General features: G+C 42.3%; 16 protein-coding genes and 1 pseudogene. 6 read left to right on the forward strand and 11 right to left on the reverse strand.

The features are described 5' to 3' along the window. Nucleotides 1–507: 507 nt before the first annotated feature. From glgA to xseA, 4 genes are all read right to left on the reverse strand, one after another. Entirely contained in the window at nt 508–1,968 is a 1,461-nt protein-coding gene (gene glgA / locus ACYRY3_RS41205; RefSeq protein ID WP_460207623.1) for a glycogen synthase GlgA, read from the reverse strand. A gap of 500 nt (nt 1,969–2,468) precedes the next feature. Continuing rightward, the gene (gene hemC, locus ACYRY3_RS41210; protein ID WP_460207624.1) at nt 2,469–3,440 is read right to left on the reverse strand and encodes a hydroxymethylbilane synthase; all 972 of its coding nucleotides are present in this window, start codon (nt 3,438–3,440) and stop codon (nt 2,469–2,471) included. A 239-nt stretch (nt 3,441–3,679) separates the two neighbouring features. Then, complete coding sequence (gene xseB / locus ACYRY3_RS41215; protein WP_460207625.1) at nt 3,680–3,895, reverse strand: exodeoxyribonuclease VII small subunit; 216 nt, start codon at nt 3,893–3,895, stop codon at nt 3,680–3,682. After that, on the reverse strand, nt 3,888–5,156 hold the full coding sequence (gene xseA / locus ACYRY3_RS41220) for an exodeoxyribonuclease VII large subunit (protein ID WP_460207807.1): 1,269 nt from the start codon (nt 5,154–5,156) through the stop codon (nt 3,888–3,890). Before xseA ends, xseB begins: the two co-directional genes overlap by 8 nt. A 250-nt stretch (nt 5,157–5,406) precedes the next feature. Between xseA and recA the strand changes: the two are divergent. From recA to ACYRY3_RS41235, 3 genes and pseudogenes are all read left to right on the forward strand, one after another. After that, nucleotides 5,407–6,033: pseudogene (recA, locus tag ACYRY3_RS41225) on the forward strand (recombinase RecA); the annotation flags it as partial. 41 nt (nt 6,034–6,074) lie between these two features. Continuing rightward, entirely contained in the window at nt 6,075–6,215 is a 141-nt protein-coding gene (locus tag ACYRY3_RS41230; RefSeq protein WP_460207626.1) for a hypothetical protein, read from the forward strand. 302 nt (nt 6,216–6,517) lie between these two features. Continuing rightward, nucleotides 6,518–8,545 carry an EAL domain-containing protein gene (locus tag ACYRY3_RS41235; RefSeq protein ID WP_460207627.1) on the forward strand — a complete coding sequence of 676 codons (2,028 nt, stop codon included), beginning with the start codon at nt 6,518–6,520 and terminating at the stop codon, nt 8,543–8,545. A 43-nt stretch (nt 8,546–8,588) separates the two neighbouring features. On the opposite strand, the gene ACYRY3_RS41240 is transcribed toward ACYRY3_RS41235, so the two are convergent. From ACYRY3_RS41240 to ACYRY3_RS41260, 5 genes are read right to left on the reverse strand one after another with little or no spacing between them, the layout of a single operon-like run. Further along, nucleotides 8,589–10,214: a hybrid sensor histidine kinase/response regulator gene (locus tag ACYRY3_RS41240; RefSeq protein WP_460207628.1), complete on the reverse strand. Its 1,626-nt coding sequence runs from the start codon at nt 10,212–10,214 to the stop codon at nt 8,589–8,591. After that, nucleotides 10,211–12,607, reverse strand: coding sequence for a PAS domain-containing sensor histidine kinase (locus ACYRY3_RS41245; protein WP_460207629.1), 2,397 nt, complete (start codon nt 12,605–12,607; stop codon nt 10,211–10,213). The genes ACYRY3_RS41240 and ACYRY3_RS41245 overlap by 4 nt, the downstream gene beginning before the upstream one ends. A 12-nt stretch (nt 12,608–12,619) precedes the next feature. Next, nucleotides 12,620–12,970: a circadian clock KaiB family protein gene (locus tag ACYRY3_RS41250; protein WP_460207630.1), complete on the reverse strand. Its 351-nt coding sequence runs from the start codon at nt 12,968–12,970 to the stop codon at nt 12,620–12,622. Between the two features lie 24 nt (nt 12,971–12,994). Continuing rightward, on the reverse strand, nt 12,995–13,315 hold the full coding sequence (locus ACYRY3_RS41255) for a circadian clock KaiB family protein (RefSeq protein ID WP_460207631.1): 321 nt from the start codon (nt 13,313–13,315) through the stop codon (nt 12,995–12,997). Between the two features lie 11 nt (nt 13,316–13,326). Further along, nucleotides 13,327–13,722, reverse strand: coding sequence for a hypothetical protein (locus ACYRY3_RS41260; RefSeq protein WP_460207632.1), 396 nt, complete (start codon nt 13,720–13,722; stop codon nt 13,327–13,329). A gap of 435 nt (nt 13,723–14,157) precedes the next feature. On the opposite strand from ACYRY3_RS41260, the gene ACYRY3_RS41265 reads away from it, so the two are divergent. Next, nucleotides 14,158–14,610 (forward strand): nitrate reductase associated protein, encoded by a 453-nt coding sequence (locus ACYRY3_RS41265; protein WP_460207633.1) that lies wholly within the window; start codon nt 14,158–14,160, stop codon nt 14,608–14,610. Nucleotides 14,611–14,827: 217 nt separating this feature from the next. Continuing rightward, nucleotides 14,828–15,037 (forward strand): TOBE domain-containing protein, encoded by a 210-nt coding sequence (locus ACYRY3_RS41270; protein ID WP_460207634.1) that lies wholly within the window; start codon nt 14,828–14,830, stop codon nt 15,035–15,037. A gap of 298 nt (nt 15,038–15,335) precedes the next feature. Here ACYRY3_RS41270 and ACYRY3_RS41275 read toward each other — a convergent pair whose 3' ends face one another. Beyond that, nucleotides 15,336–16,049, reverse strand: coding sequence for a rubrerythrin family protein (locus ACYRY3_RS41275; RefSeq protein WP_460207635.1), 714 nt, complete (start codon nt 16,047–16,049; stop codon nt 15,336–15,338). A 133-nt stretch (nt 16,050–16,182) separates the two neighbouring features. Between ACYRY3_RS41275 and ACYRY3_RS41280 the strand changes: the two genes are divergently transcribed. Continuing rightward, entirely contained in the window at nt 16,183–16,392 is a 210-nt protein-coding gene (locus ACYRY3_RS41280; RefSeq protein WP_460207636.1) for an NACHT C-terminal helical domain 2-containing protein, read from the forward strand. Between the two features lie 390 nt (nt 16,393–16,782). Here the strand turns inward: ACYRY3_RS41280 and ACYRY3_RS41285 are convergent, their stop codons facing one another. Next, nucleotides 16,783–18,603 (reverse strand): iron uptake porin, encoded by a 1,821-nt coding sequence (locus tag ACYRY3_RS41285; RefSeq protein WP_460207637.1) that lies wholly within the window; start codon nt 18,601–18,603, stop codon nt 16,783–16,785. Between the last annotated feature and the right edge of the window lie 257 nt (nt 18,604–18,860).

An 18,860-nucleotide genomic window follows, 5' to 3' on the forward strand; every position in this document is an offset into this window, starting at 1 on the left:
AATTTGTAACTGTGTTGTTATCTCACGATTGGCTACCACTATAGATTTACTGAAAAGGGATTGCTTGCCAAAATACCAAGTGGATAAACTGAGTCTCGCTTGCTCGCTCTAAGGTAACACTCTACACTTGATATTGTTCCCAAGTGGAAGCATCAAGTTTACACAAAATTTGTTTTATCTCTCATATCTTGTACCATCGTCTTATTGCAAAAATCAAAGCCCAAAAAGCTGATTGTTTCGTAGGTAGGGCTAAAGCCCACCAGCCTTGCCACAAAGAAGGTGCAAGATGTCAGATCTAAAACTTTTATTTATACAGTCTGACTTTAAAAGCCAGAAAAGCCTGTCATCTCAAATTTTTTATCAACTTCAGTAGGGTCACAAAACGGTTGTGTCCCTACGTCAATAAATGTAAAAAATTACTCTTAGTTCTTTAAGCGACCCCTCCTCTTAGTATCATTTTTATCTTAGTTAACTTAGAACTTTTTAGCTACACCTAAAAATGGTTCTTCATTCTGGTAATGAACTTCCAGCAGCGATTTGCTCGCTTATTTGAATTTCTGATTGTGGTTCTACGGTTGGTGGCTCTTCTTCCTCTGGTAAACCAAACATAGACCTGTATAACTTCACGTACTCTTTGGCAGAACGATACCAGCTAAAGTCCTGACCCATCCCGCGTTGTTGAAGTGCAAGCCATTGGGGTTTGTAGCGGTAACCCTCCCAAGCTCGTATTAGACACGTAAATAAATCCAAGGGTTCATAGCGGTCAAAGCAATAACCAGTACCTGTTTGTGCCACAGGATCGTGATGGAACACTGTGTCCACTAACCCCCCAGTGCGGCGTACAATTGGCACGCTTCCGTAACGGAGAGCCATCATTTGGCTGATACCACAGGGTTCAAAGCGACTTGGCATCAAAAAAGCATCACTACCGGCGTAAATGCGGCGAGCTAAAGCGTCGTTATAGAGTAGGTAGGTTGCCATTCTTCCGGAATAGCGAGATGCCATCTGCCACATTTGGGTTTCGTAGTATCTATCACCCGTTCCTAACAGTACAAATTGTGCATCCGTGTAAGCCAGAAAGCGATCGAGGATTTGCAATATCAAATCAATGCCTTTTTGTTCTACTAGGCGTGTCACTATTCCAATTAAGAAGGCATTGCTGTTGACTTCTAAACCCATTTCTTCTTGCAAAGCAACTTTGTTAGCTCTGCGTTTTTCTAAGGTATTTACAGTGAAGGTTTGAGCAATATATTTATCATTAGCTGGGTCGTAAACTTCAGTATCTATACCGTTTACAATTCCAGATAATTTGCTGCTGATAAAAGACAGCAAACCTTCTAGTTGTTCGCCATAAGTGGGTGTTTTGATTTGGTCAGCATAAGTTGGGGAAACTGTTGTTACCCTGTCAGCATACTGTACAGCCGCAGCCATAGTGTTGTGCCCTTGCATATACCAAGGACACCAGGTTACTTGCTCTAAGTACCAGCGCCACGGTCCCTGATATGCCAAGTTATGTATCGTAAAAACAGTGCTGATATCAGGAGACTGATGCATCCATACGGGTATCATTCCCGTGTGCCAGTCGTGACAGTGGACGATATTTGGCTTCCAGTAGTTCCAGCAGAATTCCGCAGCACCATTAGCAAATAGTGTAAACCGCCAAAATTCATCGTCACCACCATAGATTTTCCGAGGCCAAAATGCAGGATGCCCAAATAAGTATAAAGGAATATCAGTCCCAGGCAGGACGGTTTCATAGACTGCAAAGTCTTGGAACATGGCATATCCCCACCAAATCGGGTCTTTGGGAACGTCCAGTTTGTCTGAGATATAACCATAGTAGGGTATGAATATCCGTACATCATACCCCATTCTTTTTAAGATTTTGGGTAGTGCTCCAACAACATCACCCATTCCTCCGACTTTGGCAACGGGAGCTGCCTCTGCCGCAACAAATAAAATCCGCATGGTAATCTGTATTTCCCCGGCTCTGCCTAGATTAGAACTTTACCGTAGGGTGGGTACTGCTCACCAAAATTTTCGTCCTGGAAGCCCCCAAATTTTATGGGTGAGGAGGAACAAACAGGAAGTTGTCACTCCCTTAAGTTCCTCTTTATTGGCGTTTTTCCGTCATTCCCATTTCTATGTAAAGTGAGCCTAGCCAAAGTTCAAGAGCGGTAACTGTCCCAACGGCAATGGCTGAACCTCCGTACATCCTTTTAATCGTTAGATTTATAGCGATGGGAACTGGCGAGCATTCCAAGGTGGGACTTAAACTCTTCCCTTGAACGTAGTCCGCAAGCGGACTTAGGCGGGTCAGGGAAAGCTAACTACAAGCCTTTGAATTAATTCGGCAGGTTTGCAATTAACTGGAAGTTCCTAACCGTGACATTGCTGGTGGGCAATACCACCCTACTTCCGTACAACGATAACCTGTCTTCATCTAATCATATTGCTTGCAGTATCAGTTAAGAATTTCTTTGGATTTGAGCAAAGATTGCATCTAAAATTTCTTGGGCTCCTTGTTCTCGCAAGCACTTTGCAAGCTCCGTTCCTAACGCTTCAGCATCTTTAGCTTTCCCATTCACTGTGTCTTTGACTACCTTTGTTCCATCCACACTGGCAACTATACCTGTTAGTGTTAAATTATCACCATTAATTTCCGTATTTACACCAATAGGTACTTGACAACCACCCTCTAGATCGCGCAAGAAAGCTCGTTCGGCAAGGCAGCGATCGCGTGTTTCTGGATGTTCAATAGCTTTGAGGATTGATAACAATTCTGCATCATCCCCACGACACTCAATTCCCAAAGCGCCTTGTCCTACAGCATGGAGAGAAATTTCTTTTGGTAGAATTTGATGGATGCGATCGCCCATTCCCAAACGTTCTAATCCTGCCACTGCAAGAATGAGGGCATCATATTCACCTGCGTCCAGCTTGGACATACGGGTATTGAGATTTCCCCGTACATCTTTAAAATTTAAGTGAGGAAAATGGTGCCGCAACTGGGCCAATCGTCTGAGGGAAGAAGTTCCAATCGTTGCACCCTCTGGAAGAGTATCAATTTGCTTATCCTTATGCTTGGAATGGACAACCAGTGCATCTGCCGGATTTTCCCGTTCCGTAATAGCAGCTAGCACCAATCCCTCAGGTAAACGTGTTGGCAAATCCTTGAGAGAGTGAACGGCAAAATCAATCTCTTGATTAACCATTCCCAGTTCAAGTTCTTTAGTAAATAATCCCTTATCGCCAATTTTGGCTAGGGCAACATCCAGAATCTTGTCACCTTGAGTAGACATGGTGTGAACTTCAAAAGAAATATCAGGAAAACGTTTCTGGAGTTGTTCTTGTACCCAGTGGGTTTGGACGAGAGCTAATTGGCTTTTACGCGAACCAATGCGAATTGTTCGTATGGAACTGGAAATAACAGATGTCATAAAGAAGTATGTCAAGCCAGGCGATAAATTCACTTTATCTAGAGTACCGCAGTGAGTGACTTATCAGCCCTGCAATCTGCCGATTTTGGTTATGGGTTTTCTTTACACTTCTTTACCTAAGTTTTGTTAATTTTTTATAGACTAGGTTGTGTTAAGGAACGAAAACCAAAATTTAATCGAATTGTCAGATTTCCTTCTTCAACCCAACCCACTTTATAAATAGCCGGAAAGCCTTTCTTTTAATCATCTTTCAAGGTCTCAATTAATAAATCAACCTGTTGCTGTCGCTCTTGCAAAAAACTCTCACACTGACGCAAAGACTCAACAGCAAATGAAAACTGCTCAAACACCTCTTGCAATTCCAAACTGCCCGATTCAATGCGAGCAATAACTCTTTCTACCTCAGCAACCTTCGCCTCGTAATTCCACCCTTCCTGATTCTCACTCTTACTCATTGATACCTTCACGCCCTTTGCGTCTTCGCGGTTTACCTACATCCACAACTTTTACTTTAACCTCCCCCTGACCCAACTGAACCGATAACTCCTGACCCACAGTTAACTCAGCAGCAGAACGAGCGATCGCACCATCTTCCAGTCTTACCACAGCATAACCGCGCTGTAACACTGCTTTGGGGTCGAGAGTAGCTAACTTTTGTCGTAACATCTCCACATGTTGCATTGATTGTTGCAACTGGGTCATTGTCATTCTCACCAAATGCTGGCGCTTCCAACTGAGCCCTTGAATTTCCTGTTGCACTTGGCGATCCAACCGCAAGCGTCGCAATCGATTTTGTAAGTGTCGCAATTTGTCTTCTGCTATTTCTAGAGAATAACGCACGCTATTTTGTAAAGCGATCGCTCGTTGCTGATGTTGAAAGTACAATTCCGACAGAGATGGAACAACCCGTTCAGCAGCAGCAGTGGGAGTATGCACGGCGGCGTCTGCAACTAAATCCACTAAAGACTCATCTCTTTGATGACCGATACCCGTAATAACTGGTATCGAACAATTTGCCACTACTCGCACCACCCGTTCGTCATTAAAACACGCTAATTCCTCAACCGCACCTCCACCCCGTGACAAAATCAGCACTTCTGCACGTTGGTCTCTTTCAACCCTCTGAATGGCGTTGACAATAGATTGCGGTGCTTGGTCACCCTGTACTGTTGCTGGGGAAAAGAGCACCTGTAATCCAGGATACCTTTGTTTTAGAGTTTTTTGAATGTCGCCCCAAGCCGCAGCAGTAGGAGACGTAACAACAGCAATAGTTTTGGGATGGATGGGGAGCAAGCGCTTTCTTTGGGGGTCAAATAACCCTTCTGCCTGCAAGCGTTGTCTGAGTTGTTGGTAACGTAATGCTTGCAAGCCAACACCAGCAGGGAAAGCTTGCCAGACTGTTAATTGGTACTCTCCGCGTTCTCGGTAAACCTTCAAACTGCCCAAAACAATAAGCAGCTCTCCAGGAGCAGGGATTTGTGCTAATTTTGCCAATTGGCTATTCCACGTTACACACCGAATAGCTGCCATAACGTCTGGGTCTTGTAGCGTAAAAAATAACCCACTACGATGCCTGCTGGCACTAGAAACCTCACCAGTAACCCAAACTTGTCGCAATTCTTCATCTTGCTCTAAGAGAAAGCGAATGTAATCTGTTAATCCTGCGACTGTCAGGGCTGTTTCGGGAATGAGAGAGTCAGGAAGGTTAAAAGTCATATCATTAAAGATATATGCCTGGTAAATTTTGAGGTAGAGGTAGTGCGTTAGAGGCTTTTCGTTGATGTTACAAAATTCCATACATAGTTGTTTGTACTGACACAAACAAGGCAGCTGTTGCGCTAGGATCTTGTCACGCTTCTTTATATAGAAGTTTAGCGCTGGAATTTTGTGCTTAAATTAGTAGTATATTTGTTCTACTTAAACTCTCAAACCCACATTCCCTAGATCCATAATATAGAGGCTCCGAATGGCTGTTAACACTACTGATACTGCTGGCAAGCAAAAAGCGCTCAACATGGTACTCAATCAGATTGAGCGTACCTTTGGCAAAGGAACTATCATGCGCTTGGGCGATGCTACCCGGATGCGGGTAGAGACTATTTCTAGTGGGGCACTTACCCTGGATTTGGCACTAGGTGGCGGTATCCCCAAGGGACGGGTCATTGAGATTTACGGTCCTGAAAGTTCCGGTAAAACGACCTTAGCACTACACGCAGTTGCTGAAGTGCAAAAGAACGGCGGTATTGCTGCCTATGTTGATGCCGAACATGCTCTTGACCCAACCTACGCTGGAGTATTGGGTGTTGATATTGAAAATTTGTTGGTTTCCCAGCCAGATACTGGAGAAGCAGCTTTAGAAATCGTCGATCAACTTGTTCGTTCCGCAGCAGTTGATATTGTCGTCATTGACTCGGTAGCAGCACTGGTTCCCCGCGCTGAAATTGAGGGTGAGATGGGGGATGCTCATGTCGGTCTTCAAGCAAGATTGATGAGCCAAGCCTTACGTAAAATTACTGGTAATATCGGTAAATCAGGTTGTACGGTAATTTTCCTCAACCAATTGCGGCAAAAAATTGGTGTGACTTACGGTAACCTTCTCAAGCGACAGCTTCTCAGGTGGAAACATCGCAAGCAGTGACTCAATTAATGAAAAATATTGCTGCTTCTTCACAACATACCAGTGATTCCTCACACCAAGTTTCCGGTTCTTTAGTAAAAACTTTACAGATTGCAGAGGAGTTACAGCAGGTTGTTGGTACATTTCGGGTTAGCTAAAAGTTGCTATTATCAATAAATAGGGGGAAAATTAAGGTAACCTGGGTAAAATTGTGTGACTTAATTTACTTACCTTGGTAGGTGATTGACTTTACAATTGCATCTGGAACTTACTATAATGCTCCAAAAATAGGTACCCTTTGACTAAGTGCGATCGTCAAAGGGTGCTATGCCAAAGCAAAATTTTATACGACTTGGTTTTTCTCCGTGTAATTTACACACAGTAAGTTACTGAGAGTTTTTTAATTTTAATTAAAGAAAACTCTCAGTGGACTAACTCTTATACGCAATGGAACAAGAAGTTGAAGAAAACGATTTTAATCTTAGCTGCAAACCCTAAAAACACCACACAGCTGCGCTTAGCTGAGGAAGTGCGCGAGATCGAGGAAGCTTTGAAGAGAGCAGAAAACCGAAGTCAGTTTGTTCTGCAGACAAGATGGGCAGTACGCCCGAGAGATCTAGTCAGAGCTATGACAGAATTAAAACCTAATATTGTCCATTTTTGCGGTCATGGCAATGCAGAGGAAGGAATCGCTTTAGAAGACAATCAAGGCAATACACAATTAGTCAATATCGAGGGTCTTGCCAATCTCTTTAAGTCTTTTACCAATCAGGTAGAATGCGTGCTCCTGAATGCTTGTTACTCAAGATTCCAGGTCGATGCAATCAGCCAATATATCAACCACGTTATTGGCATGGAACAAGAAATTAAAGATAGAGATGCAATTGAGTTTGCTGTAAGTTTTTATGATGCCCTTGGTTCAGGAGAGACATATGAAGTTGCGTATAGGCTTGGGTGTGTTGCCATGCAACTTGTTGGTTCTCCAGAAAATTTGGAGCCTTTTTTAAAGAGTAAACATAACGAGCATTTGGCATTTAATAATGAAAAAGAAAGCATGCCTGTATTAAGCGCTCCAACAACTTCTGAAGAAGCAGGTATTTCTTTCTACGCGTTACCTAGTATTTTAGAGAGATATGACCGCTTTATAGGAGATTTTATCGAAAAAATAGATTTTACATTACCTATAGAATCTTCAATAGCCAATGCAATAAGAAATTTATTTAATGCTCAGCTAGTTTATATTTACAAATATGCTGAAGACAGTATTTTCTGTGAAAGTAAATCTACAGATTTATCAGATAGAGTTAGCTCAGATAGCTTAAATTCTCTTCTAAGGGAGAGATACTTGAAGGTTCTGAAATCGGATAGACCTCACAGGATTCATATAGAAAAAGATTTATTTTCTACTGAAGAAGCTTATCTAGTAACTATTCCTAACAAAGGCTTAAATTCTGTAATTGTCATTTTCAATTGCTCCAGTCGATTAGATTCCTTAGAAGATATTATTAGTATTATTTTTGGAAACTTGTACGACTCGAAAAATGGCTTTGCTTCATTTAGAAGTAGAGAGGATATTAAATACAGAATGTATGATTCTATAAAAAATCAATACCATTATGTAAGCGATAAAACCTATGAAGAGAGATTCCAAGGTTTTCGTAATTCTTTAATGAAAATCCAAGTTTTTTTTGAGCCAATCATATTTTTCGATAAGCATGAAGAAAATATAACGATCGCTGGTTGGGAGGCATTAGCACGCGATCCAGAAACTGGTCGTGCTCCGTCTTTGTTGTTTGAAATAGCAGAAATGTGGGGAGTCCGTTTCCAAACAGAACTAGATCTTTATATTTTAGAAACTGCACTGAAAACTTATAAGCAAGCGACTGAAAAGGCAAAAGCGGAGAGATACGATGAGAAGAAAATGTTATCGATTAATGTTTATCCTTCAAGTATTCTTCGCACTGCGTATGAAAAATTATTGAAAACACTGATAACAGAGCAAAGGCTAATTTCGGGAAAGAAGCTGATGCTTGAAATTTCTGAAAAAACTCTTCTTCCATCAATAGTTGATGATGAAGGTAAAGGCTTGGAAAGTTTTAAAACTATAGCCAGAAAGTATAAAAAGAATTACGATGTAAAATTTGCTGTTGATGACTTTGGAGTTGGCAACGCTACTATTTCTAGATTAGAAGAGGTCGATCCTACATATGTGAAAGTTGACAGAGAAATTCTTCATTTTGATAGAAAATTAGGAAAAAGCATCATAGAATATCTTGTTGATTTAAAGTACGAGATCAACTGTTTTACAATCCTTGAAGGATTTGATGAGTATAGTAAATTTTCATTGCGAGAATTGGTAGTTGAATTGGGGGTTGAATACATTCAGGGGCATAGCCTCGGTCTCGCCACTCCGGAAATTAAACGAAGATTGGATAAAGAGCAGTGTGACAAGATATTTGAGACATTGAATTGGAGAACAAAGATGTAATATCGTGTTCAGATAAACAATTACATGTGGGGCTTCTAGCCGTTTAAGCCAAATTCGGTATAAAAATCTTAAAGGTTGTCCCGTCTGGATTACTCATCACATCGATGTTTCCTTGCAGCCGATTTACTAACTTTTTAACCAGTGCCAATCCCAACCCAGTGCCATCATGTTTCCACGGGTTATTGTTAGGAATGCGATAGAACGGGTCAAAAATTCGGGAGAGTTCTTCAGTGGGAATTTCAACTCCAGAATTGCTGACGTCAATCTGGACACCACCGCGAGGGGAGTGGGAGAGGGATTGTGCTGCGTTGTCTTCGTTGTTTTCCGTGTCCCCCGATATCACCCGAACAGTAACTACAATTTCTCCCCCTGCAGGGGTGTATTTACAAGCATTATTTAGCACTTCCGACAAGATGCGGGTTAGGCTGGACAAATCCGAGACCAAAGGTGGCAGTTCTGGAGGAAAGCTGACTTGCAAGTTCTGCTGCTGAGTTAGGATACGGGCTTCAAAACTCTCTACGATTTGGGAAATGGAGTTTTGTAGCTGAATTGTAGTTAATTCCAGGGGGTAGGCATTCGCATTAAGCGCTCGCATATCAAGCAGATCGTTTATCAGTATCAGTTCCCGGTTGCATTGGTCTTCTAAAATCTTCAGGTAGTGATTGACCGACTGCGAGTTTGAGCTTGTTAGGGAAGCTAGGATACTGTGTTGGGCGAGGACAGTTTCCAGCAGTCGAACTGCCATTTTGATATTCCACAGGGGCGATCGCAATTCATGGGAGATTGTGTTCAAAAAATCATCTTTAAGCTGATTCAGTCGTTGGAGTTCTGCCATTTGCAGTTCTAAGTAGCGTGTCCGCTCCATTGCCAGATTTCGTTCCTCCATCAATCGGCGTTGAGTGATGTCTCGGAAAACTAAAACAGCCCCTGTCATCACGCCTTTGTTATCTTTAATGGGAGCTGCACTGTCTCCAATGGGAATACGCGTGCCATGCTTGGAAATTAACAGCACGCGGTCTTGTAGATAGATGGTATTATCTTGTTGGAGTACAGTTAATACAGGGTTATCTATAGGTTGCTGAGTTTGTTCATCGACAATGTTAAAAACCTCCCTCAACTGCCGATCTCTGGCTTCCTCCTGCCGCCAACCTGTTAGCGATTCAGCAACTGGATTGAGAAATTGGACGCGATTTTGGGGATTGACTAAAATCACTCCATCCCCCATCCCTTTTAAGATGGCACTGAGCAACTGTTCTCGTTCGTACCGCTGCAACGTCGTTTCAATCGCTATATACAATTCCTCCTCTTTGACGGGTTTGAGGATGTAGCCAAAGGGAGCGGTAATCTTGGCTCGTTCCAGTGTACTTTTATCAGAATGCCCGGTTACGTAAATGACAGGAATAGAAAGAGTGTTCCAAATTTGCTCAGCGGCTTGGATACCGTCCATGTTGCCTTTGAGTCGGATATCCATGAGCACTAAATCTGGACGCAGCTGTATGGCTTTTTCAACCGCTTGCTCTCCAGAAGCTGCGATCGCCAGAACAACATATCCCATAGACTCTAAAGTTTCTCTTGTGTTGAAGGCGATGATTCTCTCATCTTCTACAACCAGGATTTTTACCTTTTTAGAACAATTAATTGGAGTAGAGTTTTCATTGGGAACAATCACAGCTTGCCTCCAGGAAAAGTAATTTTAAATTGAGTGCCTTGATTGCGTTCGAGTTCAATTATTCCTTCTAGCTGTTCTACCAATCCATAAACGAGAGTAAGTCCTAATGAAGGAGTGTTTTTGATGTCAAACTCTTCGGGTATTCCGATGCCGTTATCTCGAACAATTAACGTCAAGGTATTATCGCTGTTTGCCAGAAATTCAACGTAAATTTCTCCTTGGCGATTGGCGGGAAAAGCATACTTAAAGGAATTAGACACCAATTCATTGACAATCAAGCCACAGGGAATTGCTGTATCAATGGCTAGAAGAATAGCTTCCACATTAGTATTGAGGGTGATGGTATTTGGACTTACCTTATAGGTATCAAAGAGATGTCTTATTAAACCGGGAATGTACTGACCAAAATCAATGTTAGCTAAGTCTTCGGAACGGTAAAGCTTTTCGTGAACCAGTGCAATAGAGGCAATCCGATTCTTACTATCTCGCAAAACTTCTAACGCCTGTGGTTCTTGAGTTCGCCTTGACTGCATCTGTAAAAGGCTAGTAATAATCTGCAAATTGTTTTTGACGCGATGGTGAATTTCTTTGAGTAATACCTCTTTTTCTTTGAGAGAGTTTTTAATTAGCTCTTCGGCTTGCTTTTGTTCCGTAATATCGTGTTGAACTGCTACATAAACTGTTCCATACTCAGGATGGTCAAATATTGAACACGTTGCTCGACACCAGAACTGAGTGCCATCTTTTTTAACGTTACGTACTTCATAGGTGGCTTCACCATAGGTTTCTATTTTGTGAATGATTTGTTTTGTAGTTTCTAACGCACTCACTTGGTCATCTTCGTAGTTCACTACAGACACGGGTTTGCCGTTTAACTCCCCTGCGTCATAGCCAAAGATTTTTTCAAACTTGGGATTGGCATAAACAATCACCCAATCGGTGACTCTAATTAAGCAAATTCCTCCCGGCATATTCCTTGTAATCACAGCCTGGAGTTCCAATTGCTGCTGGGCAAGTTTGCGATCGCTAATATCTTTGTGAGTACCTGTCATCCGTAAGGGTTTGCCATTCTCATCGCGAACCACTATCTTGCCATAGTCTGCAATCCATTTCCATTCTCTTGATTTGGTAAGCAGTCGATAGTCAAAGGAGTAGGGACATGAACTATCTTGGAAATGAGCCTCCAATATGCCCATCACCCTAGATTGGTCGTCTGGATGAATCAATTGTTTCCAGCTATCCACGTTTTGTGGGAACTCATCTATTTCATAACCCAGCATCTCTACGTAGCGGGGACTGTAATACACCTCTTCGGTGGCAATATTCCAATCCCAAAAACCATCTCCAGAGCCTTCGAGTACCAACTGCAAGCGCTCTTCAGAATCTCGCAGGGCTTGCTCTATCTCTAAGCGATTGCTGACATTCTTAGCAATCAGCGATGCACCAATTTGCTGACCGTTTTTATCCTTAATATTGCTATAGGTAATTTCATAGTAATTCCGTTCGTATGCCCTGTCCCCAAATTCTTCAATAATCGTAAACTGTTCCCCAGCAAGCGCACGACTCCAAATTTGAACAAGCTTAGCCTGTTCTTCTGGTAAGTGGGCAACTGCCTCAATCAAACTCGTCCCGATGTCAATTTCTCGACCAAAAATCCTCAGAAACTCTGCTTTGCAACTGCTGTTTAAGGCGATAAACTTGAAGTCCATATCCAGCGCTGCAATTAGGTCAGTTGTTCCTTCAATAATAGCATTGAAAAGAGATTGGCTTGCTTGAAGTGCTTCTTCAACTTTTTGGCGCTCTTGCAGTTCCTGTTGCAGTTGGGTATTTGTCTGAATGAGTTGGGCTGTCTGTGTAGCAATGATTCTTTCGTTCTGTTTTGGTTCGCTTAAATCAGTTACGATTAAACCACTGATTTTTACATCAGACATCGTTAAGCTATTGATAGAAACCTGAACGGGAATCTCCGTTCCATCAGTAGCAATGAGGGATAATTCTCCTTTACCGACTCCGGTTTGAGCTTTTTGAGCTTGCTGAAATAAGGTTTGAAACTTCGACCAATCTCGATGTATCACGTATTGTTTGAGTTCGGAACCGATGATTTTTTCTAACGAATGTTTCAGCCAAGATGCTAAACGATTATTGCAATATAAAATTATTCCGTCGGAATTAATGGTAGCTGCCCCTTCTTGCATATCTTCAACGAATCGTCGATAGGGATAATCAGCACTCTGTAAAGTAAAAATCTGCTCACCTTGCGCTCCAAATACAACCAAAGCATCCACTTCACCTTGTGTTATAGCCCGCAAAGTTTCTTCAGCTACCTCAAGGCGCTCGCGGAGTTCAAGAACTTCCCGTTCAAGTTCTTCCCTTGATTTTTCTTGATGAGCCATAATTACCAACCGTTATTTTTGAGTTGTTTTAGGCACAATGTCCAAACCCACGAGCACTTTTTCTGTCTTGGACATATCGCCAATGATTTTCTGTAGAGGAGGGGGAAGTTTTTTGATTAGGGTAGGTACAGCAACAATATGCTCTTGCTTGCTTGCACCTGGTTGTTGGTAAATATCAATGACTTCTAGTTGGTATCGCCCTTGTAGATGCTCTTCACAAATTCTCTTGATATTTTCCAGGGCTTGGATAGAGTACACGGTTGTTCCAGCTATATACAAACGCAGGTAGTAGTATCTATTATCGAGTTCGGTAATGGCTTGCTCAAAGGCTTGGGTAGAATCATTAGTAGGTTCATTTCTCATTGATTTTTCCTCATTCACTTTATTTTAATTTGATAGTTGGAGTTTTTGAATGTTAAGACCTACCAAGATTTTTTCTTTATTTGATAAATCTCCAATAATTTTCTTGATGGGTGGAGGTAGTTTCCTTACCAAAGTCGGAAGAGCTACTATTTGGTCTTGAGAAGCAAGTTGGGGGTTTTCTAAAAGGTCAACGATTTCAATCTGATATTGATCTTTCAGATATTCCTCACAGATTTTTTTTAGGTTGGCAAACGCTGTTATAGATTTTGGGCTTTGTCCAGCTACATACAACCGCAATAACCAAATTTCTGATTCAGACTGCTGGTTATTCTCTTGAAGTTCCATACTGTCATCCTTTAATGTTTTTCTTGATGAGCTTGGGGCAAGCTATTGGAATCGGCTTTACGCAGTTGTGCTATTGCGGTTCTATCTTGGACTAACATACTCTGCTGCAACTCCTCTTGCTGATTCATCAGTGCTAGTTCTTCCTCCTCAGCCTCAAGTTGAGCCTGTAAAGCAGCAATCTGCGATTGTGCGATCGCTTTTCTTCGTGCCAAATCCCGTCGCTTCTTGTCAAACTCCTGTTGGCGAATCAAACGAGCGGCTTTTTCTTTGGCTTCTTCAATAACCCGTGCTGCACCTGTCACCACAATTCCTTGTCCCAAGTAAATTTCGTCAAGTCCTTGGATTCCCGTTGGGCATTTGATGAGCTGATTTTTATCTGGGTCGGTTTTCCGATTTAGTTGAGTCATAAGTCACCGGATTGTGAATAGAGATGAATTGAAATCATTTGCGTTCGGCACTTTGAAGTGCTCATCTCCGGTAATCTTTTTGATTTATCCCGGCATAGCTCAGCCCAATTGACTCAGCGCAAGGGCTGAGCGCTTCTGCCTTACAAAGCTAGTGAAAGAAAATGAGGAAATCTTGAGGATGGGAGTAATGGATACAATTCTTCAAGAAACTTTGCCTCCTCCATCTATATCTAAAGATATAGGTAAGAAATGTTACTCTTGAATGAGAAAAATCTTTAATTCCTTTTGCATACTTAAGTTAGTAAAGACAGGGTGCCAGTTCTTTAAAAACAGGGTGTTCTTAGCTTTCACAACAGGGTGCATTTCGCTTCTGGTACAAAGAGCGAGCGAAATGCTAAGATTTCACAAAGATTGCTGGTGAAACTTTTACTGTCTATGACTCAGTTCTTTGAATTTGAAGCTGATTTTGTAGAATCTTTGCGCTGCATCCCCATGCAGGTTCGCCTGAAGTTGGATACTTGTGGTATTAAGCTGAAACTACATCAGTGGAATCAATTCACTCACCAAGAACGTCTAGGACTTTTAGAGCGACCCTGCAATACAGAAGAAACTATTCAGCAATACCGGGAATTTTTGCAAAAACTGGTTCAACAGCATACGGGGGAGTCAGCTACCGATCTACCAATTGAGGAAAATCCACCTTGGCTGGATGTAACAACCGTCCCTGAAAGTGTCCGGAATAAAGCACAAGAATTTGATATCTCAATTAGCCCAGAGCAATGGGCTAATCTTCCGCCCGAACAAAGATTTGCACTTATTAAACTCAGTCGTTCCAGTCACGAAAATAAAAACTTCTTACCGGCTCTTAAAGAATTCCACCTTGTTTGATATTACCAGTGCGATCGTCTATCTACGGTTGAATTTAAGGGACTATAAACTATGTAAAAAAAGCCCTTGGATTGTATCGACACAGGCTTTTAAAAGCTTGGTGTTTAAAAATGTATAGTCTTTATAACTTAGGTTAAAAAAGTGTTAAAAGTTAAGTACACAAGATAATATCTGTTAATATTGATGAGTTGAATTTATACAGGGAAAACTACCGAAAATGCAAGTAAGCGCTCGCAATGCCCTTAAAGCTACCGTAAAACAAGTCATAGAAGGATCTGTTAACACTGAAGTTATCTTGGAAATTGCTCCAGGAGTAGAGGTCACTTCAATTATCACTAAATCTTCAGCGGAAAAGCTTCAATTAACGGAAGGAAAACAAGCATACGCTATTATTAAAGCATCGGATGTTATGGTTGCTGTTGAGTAGGAAGTTTTCTTTCATTTTTAGGTGAGATACGTTGGTAGGGACGTAATGTCTTGCGTCCCTACTACTTTCATCAAGTCATTCTCAGTCTCATGAGCCGAACTGGATTCAATAAACAATTTTAATGAAGCCCCTAAAAACTATCTATTCCAATTTTGCAATAGTTAAAAAGGTGGACAGAAAGTCCAACCCACAAATTTATCATTCTTGTGGGATGGGCATCCTGCCCGTCCTATGTATAAGAAGTACAAAATATGACGTAAGACTAATTGGTAATAGAGCTTAATTATGAATTACCAATTTAAGCTGCAACTGCTTCTTGATAGGGGACAAATGTTTTCTTTGTAGCGTTACAAATTGGACAGTACCAATCTTCGGGAATTGCTTCAAAGGGTGTTCCGGGCGCAATTCCTGAATCAGGGTCACCTACAACGGGATCGTAAATCATTGAACATTGCCGACAAATCCATTTCTGAGTTGCGGGCTCGCCACTCGCAAATTTGGGTGCAGGCGCAACTCCGTCTAAAGCGTGGAGTGCTTCTGTATACTGATTTGCGTGAAGGTGTTCTATGGGTGTCAGCAATCCAAAGTTGTGTGCTGCTTTGCGGAACATCTTAGCGTGTTCCTGAGACTCTACTTGTTGTGCTTCAAACTCTACTACAGCTTTGGTATCACGATCTGCACGTGCTGCATCTGTAAACTCTGGGTACATGACGGTGTACTCATAGGTTTCTCCTTCAATCGCTAACTCCAAACACCGGGCGGCGATCGCTTTCTTCTGCTCTGGGGTTAATGATGCGACATCATCCACTACCAATTCTGGATGCATTAATCTAAAGTGAGCAAAAGCGTGCTCTGTCTCTTGATTTGCTGTTTCCCGAAACAGTTTTGACAGTTCACTCATCCCTAACTGACGCGTGACTTCCGCAAAGAAAAGATACTTGCGGTTCGCCATTGATTCTCCAGCAAAAGCGTCAGCCAGGTTTTTTGCAGTGTTAGAGTTTGATAGATCCATAGTTTCTCTTCTCGTGCTATTAACTTAGGGACTGCCATCAGGCAATCTTGATAACTCGTACTCGTAATGAATACGCTTAATTTAAATTGTACTCATTACGACTATGAATTAGCAAGTCTTTCACAATATTTTTATGCTGAGGGACGGGTGGCAGACAAATGCTCAAGCCTGGGTTGAACAACTCAGAACTGCGATCGTTACGCATCGTAATATTGGACACGATTGGCAATTCAACGACGATCGGAGAAAACTGTTGCAGCAGTATTACCAGCGAATCTTATATAAGCTGACATCTTGCACCTTCTCAATAAAGGGGTGGTGGGCTTTAGCCCTACCTACGTAATAATAAGCTTTTGGGCCTATTATTTGCGCTTGGGAAATGGTGGTGCAAGATATGAGTAAGCCGTTCAGTTCGCCAGGAGATTGAAGATACATTGCTGTTGCCAGTAAATCGAACCTAAGCTCTTACCCAATGAGCAACAACGAGCAGCAGATTTATATAGTTCTCTGATTCAACCAGGGAGAAGTATTCGGGGGAACTAACGGAAAAATGCAATATCAAAATAAAACCCCCTATGTAAGATAAGGGGGTCAACGGTATCGTGGTTGTGGCCCGAGGGCTTAATGATTTAATAGGTGACAGTACAATTAAGATATGCACTCAGGCAGTGAATCGCGAGATATAACAAACAAATTTTGCAGCTGCTACTAGCTACTAGCTGTTGGCAAGCATTTAGAAAGAAAAAACAGTTCGCAATGTACCTGTTACAATCGTGTTGTTTGCCTCTTGATTGGAGGGATTGGCGATCACTTGAATCAAAGGTGTGACTTGAACGTTGTAACTGATAGGAAAGTTATAGAACGCTTCAAAGTTGGTTTGAGTAGAATCCCCAATCTCAGTAGCAACAAAGGGTTGCCCAGCAGCAATACCAGCTAAAGCACCTCTAGTAAACAAATCTGGAAAAGCGACTCCTGCCATCCAGTAATTGGGTTTAATATCGCCAAAAGCGGTATCATTGTAGCTACCATAGCCATAACGACCAAAGATGGCAACTTTTGGTGAAAGCAACAACTCAAAATTAGCTCCAAATACGTCATAGCGGTTATCCAGTAATTCACCGCCACTGTACTGGAGGCGTAAGGCAAATTGTCGGGAGGGGGCATATTCCAGTTCAACTGTACCCTGATATGTGTCGCCAAATAAGCCGGAGTCGCCAAAGTTACGAGTAGGATTAACGGGATATAGCAGAGGAACAAACTGTGTGACCGATTTGAGAACATCATCAGCATTCCCTAGGTTTAAATTGCCTGGTTGGAATGGTGCGGCGGCGGCGTACAAAGCTCGTACTGAAAATGCTCCTCCTCCCGGCTTCCAATCAATTGCTGCACCGGCAGTTGGACCGCTCAGAGGGAAGAGAATGTAGTTGTTGGCAAATGCTTGAGTGCTAAAGTCTCGAAAGCTCAGGTAAGCAAAGCTGTTGCTATCGACGTAGTCAGTGGTACGAATATCGGGTCCTATAGATACTGTAAAATTCTGGAATGGTTGAAAACTGTAGAATACCCTGGATATTGCAATATCATTATTTGTGGGTGGTTTAACAGAAAAGTCCAGAGCACTGCCGAAAGATGGCTCTAAAAATCCTGCAGCATCGTCAATACCCCTAGCAAAAATAGCACCTCTGTCATTAGCCCTGTCAATCCCACTGCCTGTATCAATACGTATTTTTAACAGGTCTGTACCGAAAAAGCTTGTGTTGAAGTCTAAGCCAGCTCTAAAAAGAACTGTCGCATTTGGGTCTTCATTCGCAATCACTTCTTGAGCTTGCCCACCTTGGGGTTGTTCTGGATTGGGAGGTGTGGAAACGGTACGGGTAATGCGAGATCCATCAAATCCACCTGCGTTGACTGCAAGGATAACTTGACCAGTCAGTTTGGTGGTTGTAGAGAATTGATTTGCCTCTATTTTTGCCGTGTTGGCTTCCAACGCATCTACCCGTCCCCGCAACGTTGCTAATTCAGCAGAAAACTCCTGTTGTAGTCGTTGCAAAGTGGCTAGGTCATCGCGAGAAACTATTCCCTCTGTACTCGCTGCGATGAGCTCATCAATTCGCTCAAGGGCAGCATTTAAACCGGCAGCAAATTCATAACGCGTCATGGCACGATTCCCCCGAAATGTGCCATCGGGGTAACCTGCGATCGCTCCGTAGCGCTCTACTAACGACTGAAGTGCTTGAAAAGCCCAGTCAGTGGGTTGCACATCTCTAAGTTGGCTAACTGAGGTGACTCTATCGGCTGGATTAGAGGGGGATGGCGGCGTCTGAACAATGGGTTCTGCAATCGGTGTAGGAGCGGGATCGCTTTGAGCGATTTCCACAGTCTCAGCTAGTCCGGGATTGTGCGAAAAAATCACATAAGAGCAAGCAATCGCAAGGTACACCCCATGCTCGATGGTCTTTGGTCTTCCCTCAAAACTCTGCTTTGACGAAGTGAGAGAAAACTGACTTGGGCGAATAGGGGCGCACGCACCAGTGAAAGTTTGAAAAATCTTTCTCATAGAGAAGTTTTTATACTAACAGCTTACCCAACAGTATTTTTGAATTGAGTTATAAAACCGATTACAAAAAACTACCGCCCCTGTTCGTCCCGTGTAAAGCTTTTTTTGGGTAATCTTATTAAAAAATCATAGTTTTTGGGCTTTTTTCGCTCTTTTCCTGTGGGAGAGTTAGGATAGGACGGGCGAGCCGCCCGTTCCACAAGCTACCACAAGATACCACAAGGGGAATTCAGCAGTTCAAAGGATATCAAAAAAGT

This window comes from Scytonema sp. NUACC21 (assembly GCF_054684315.1).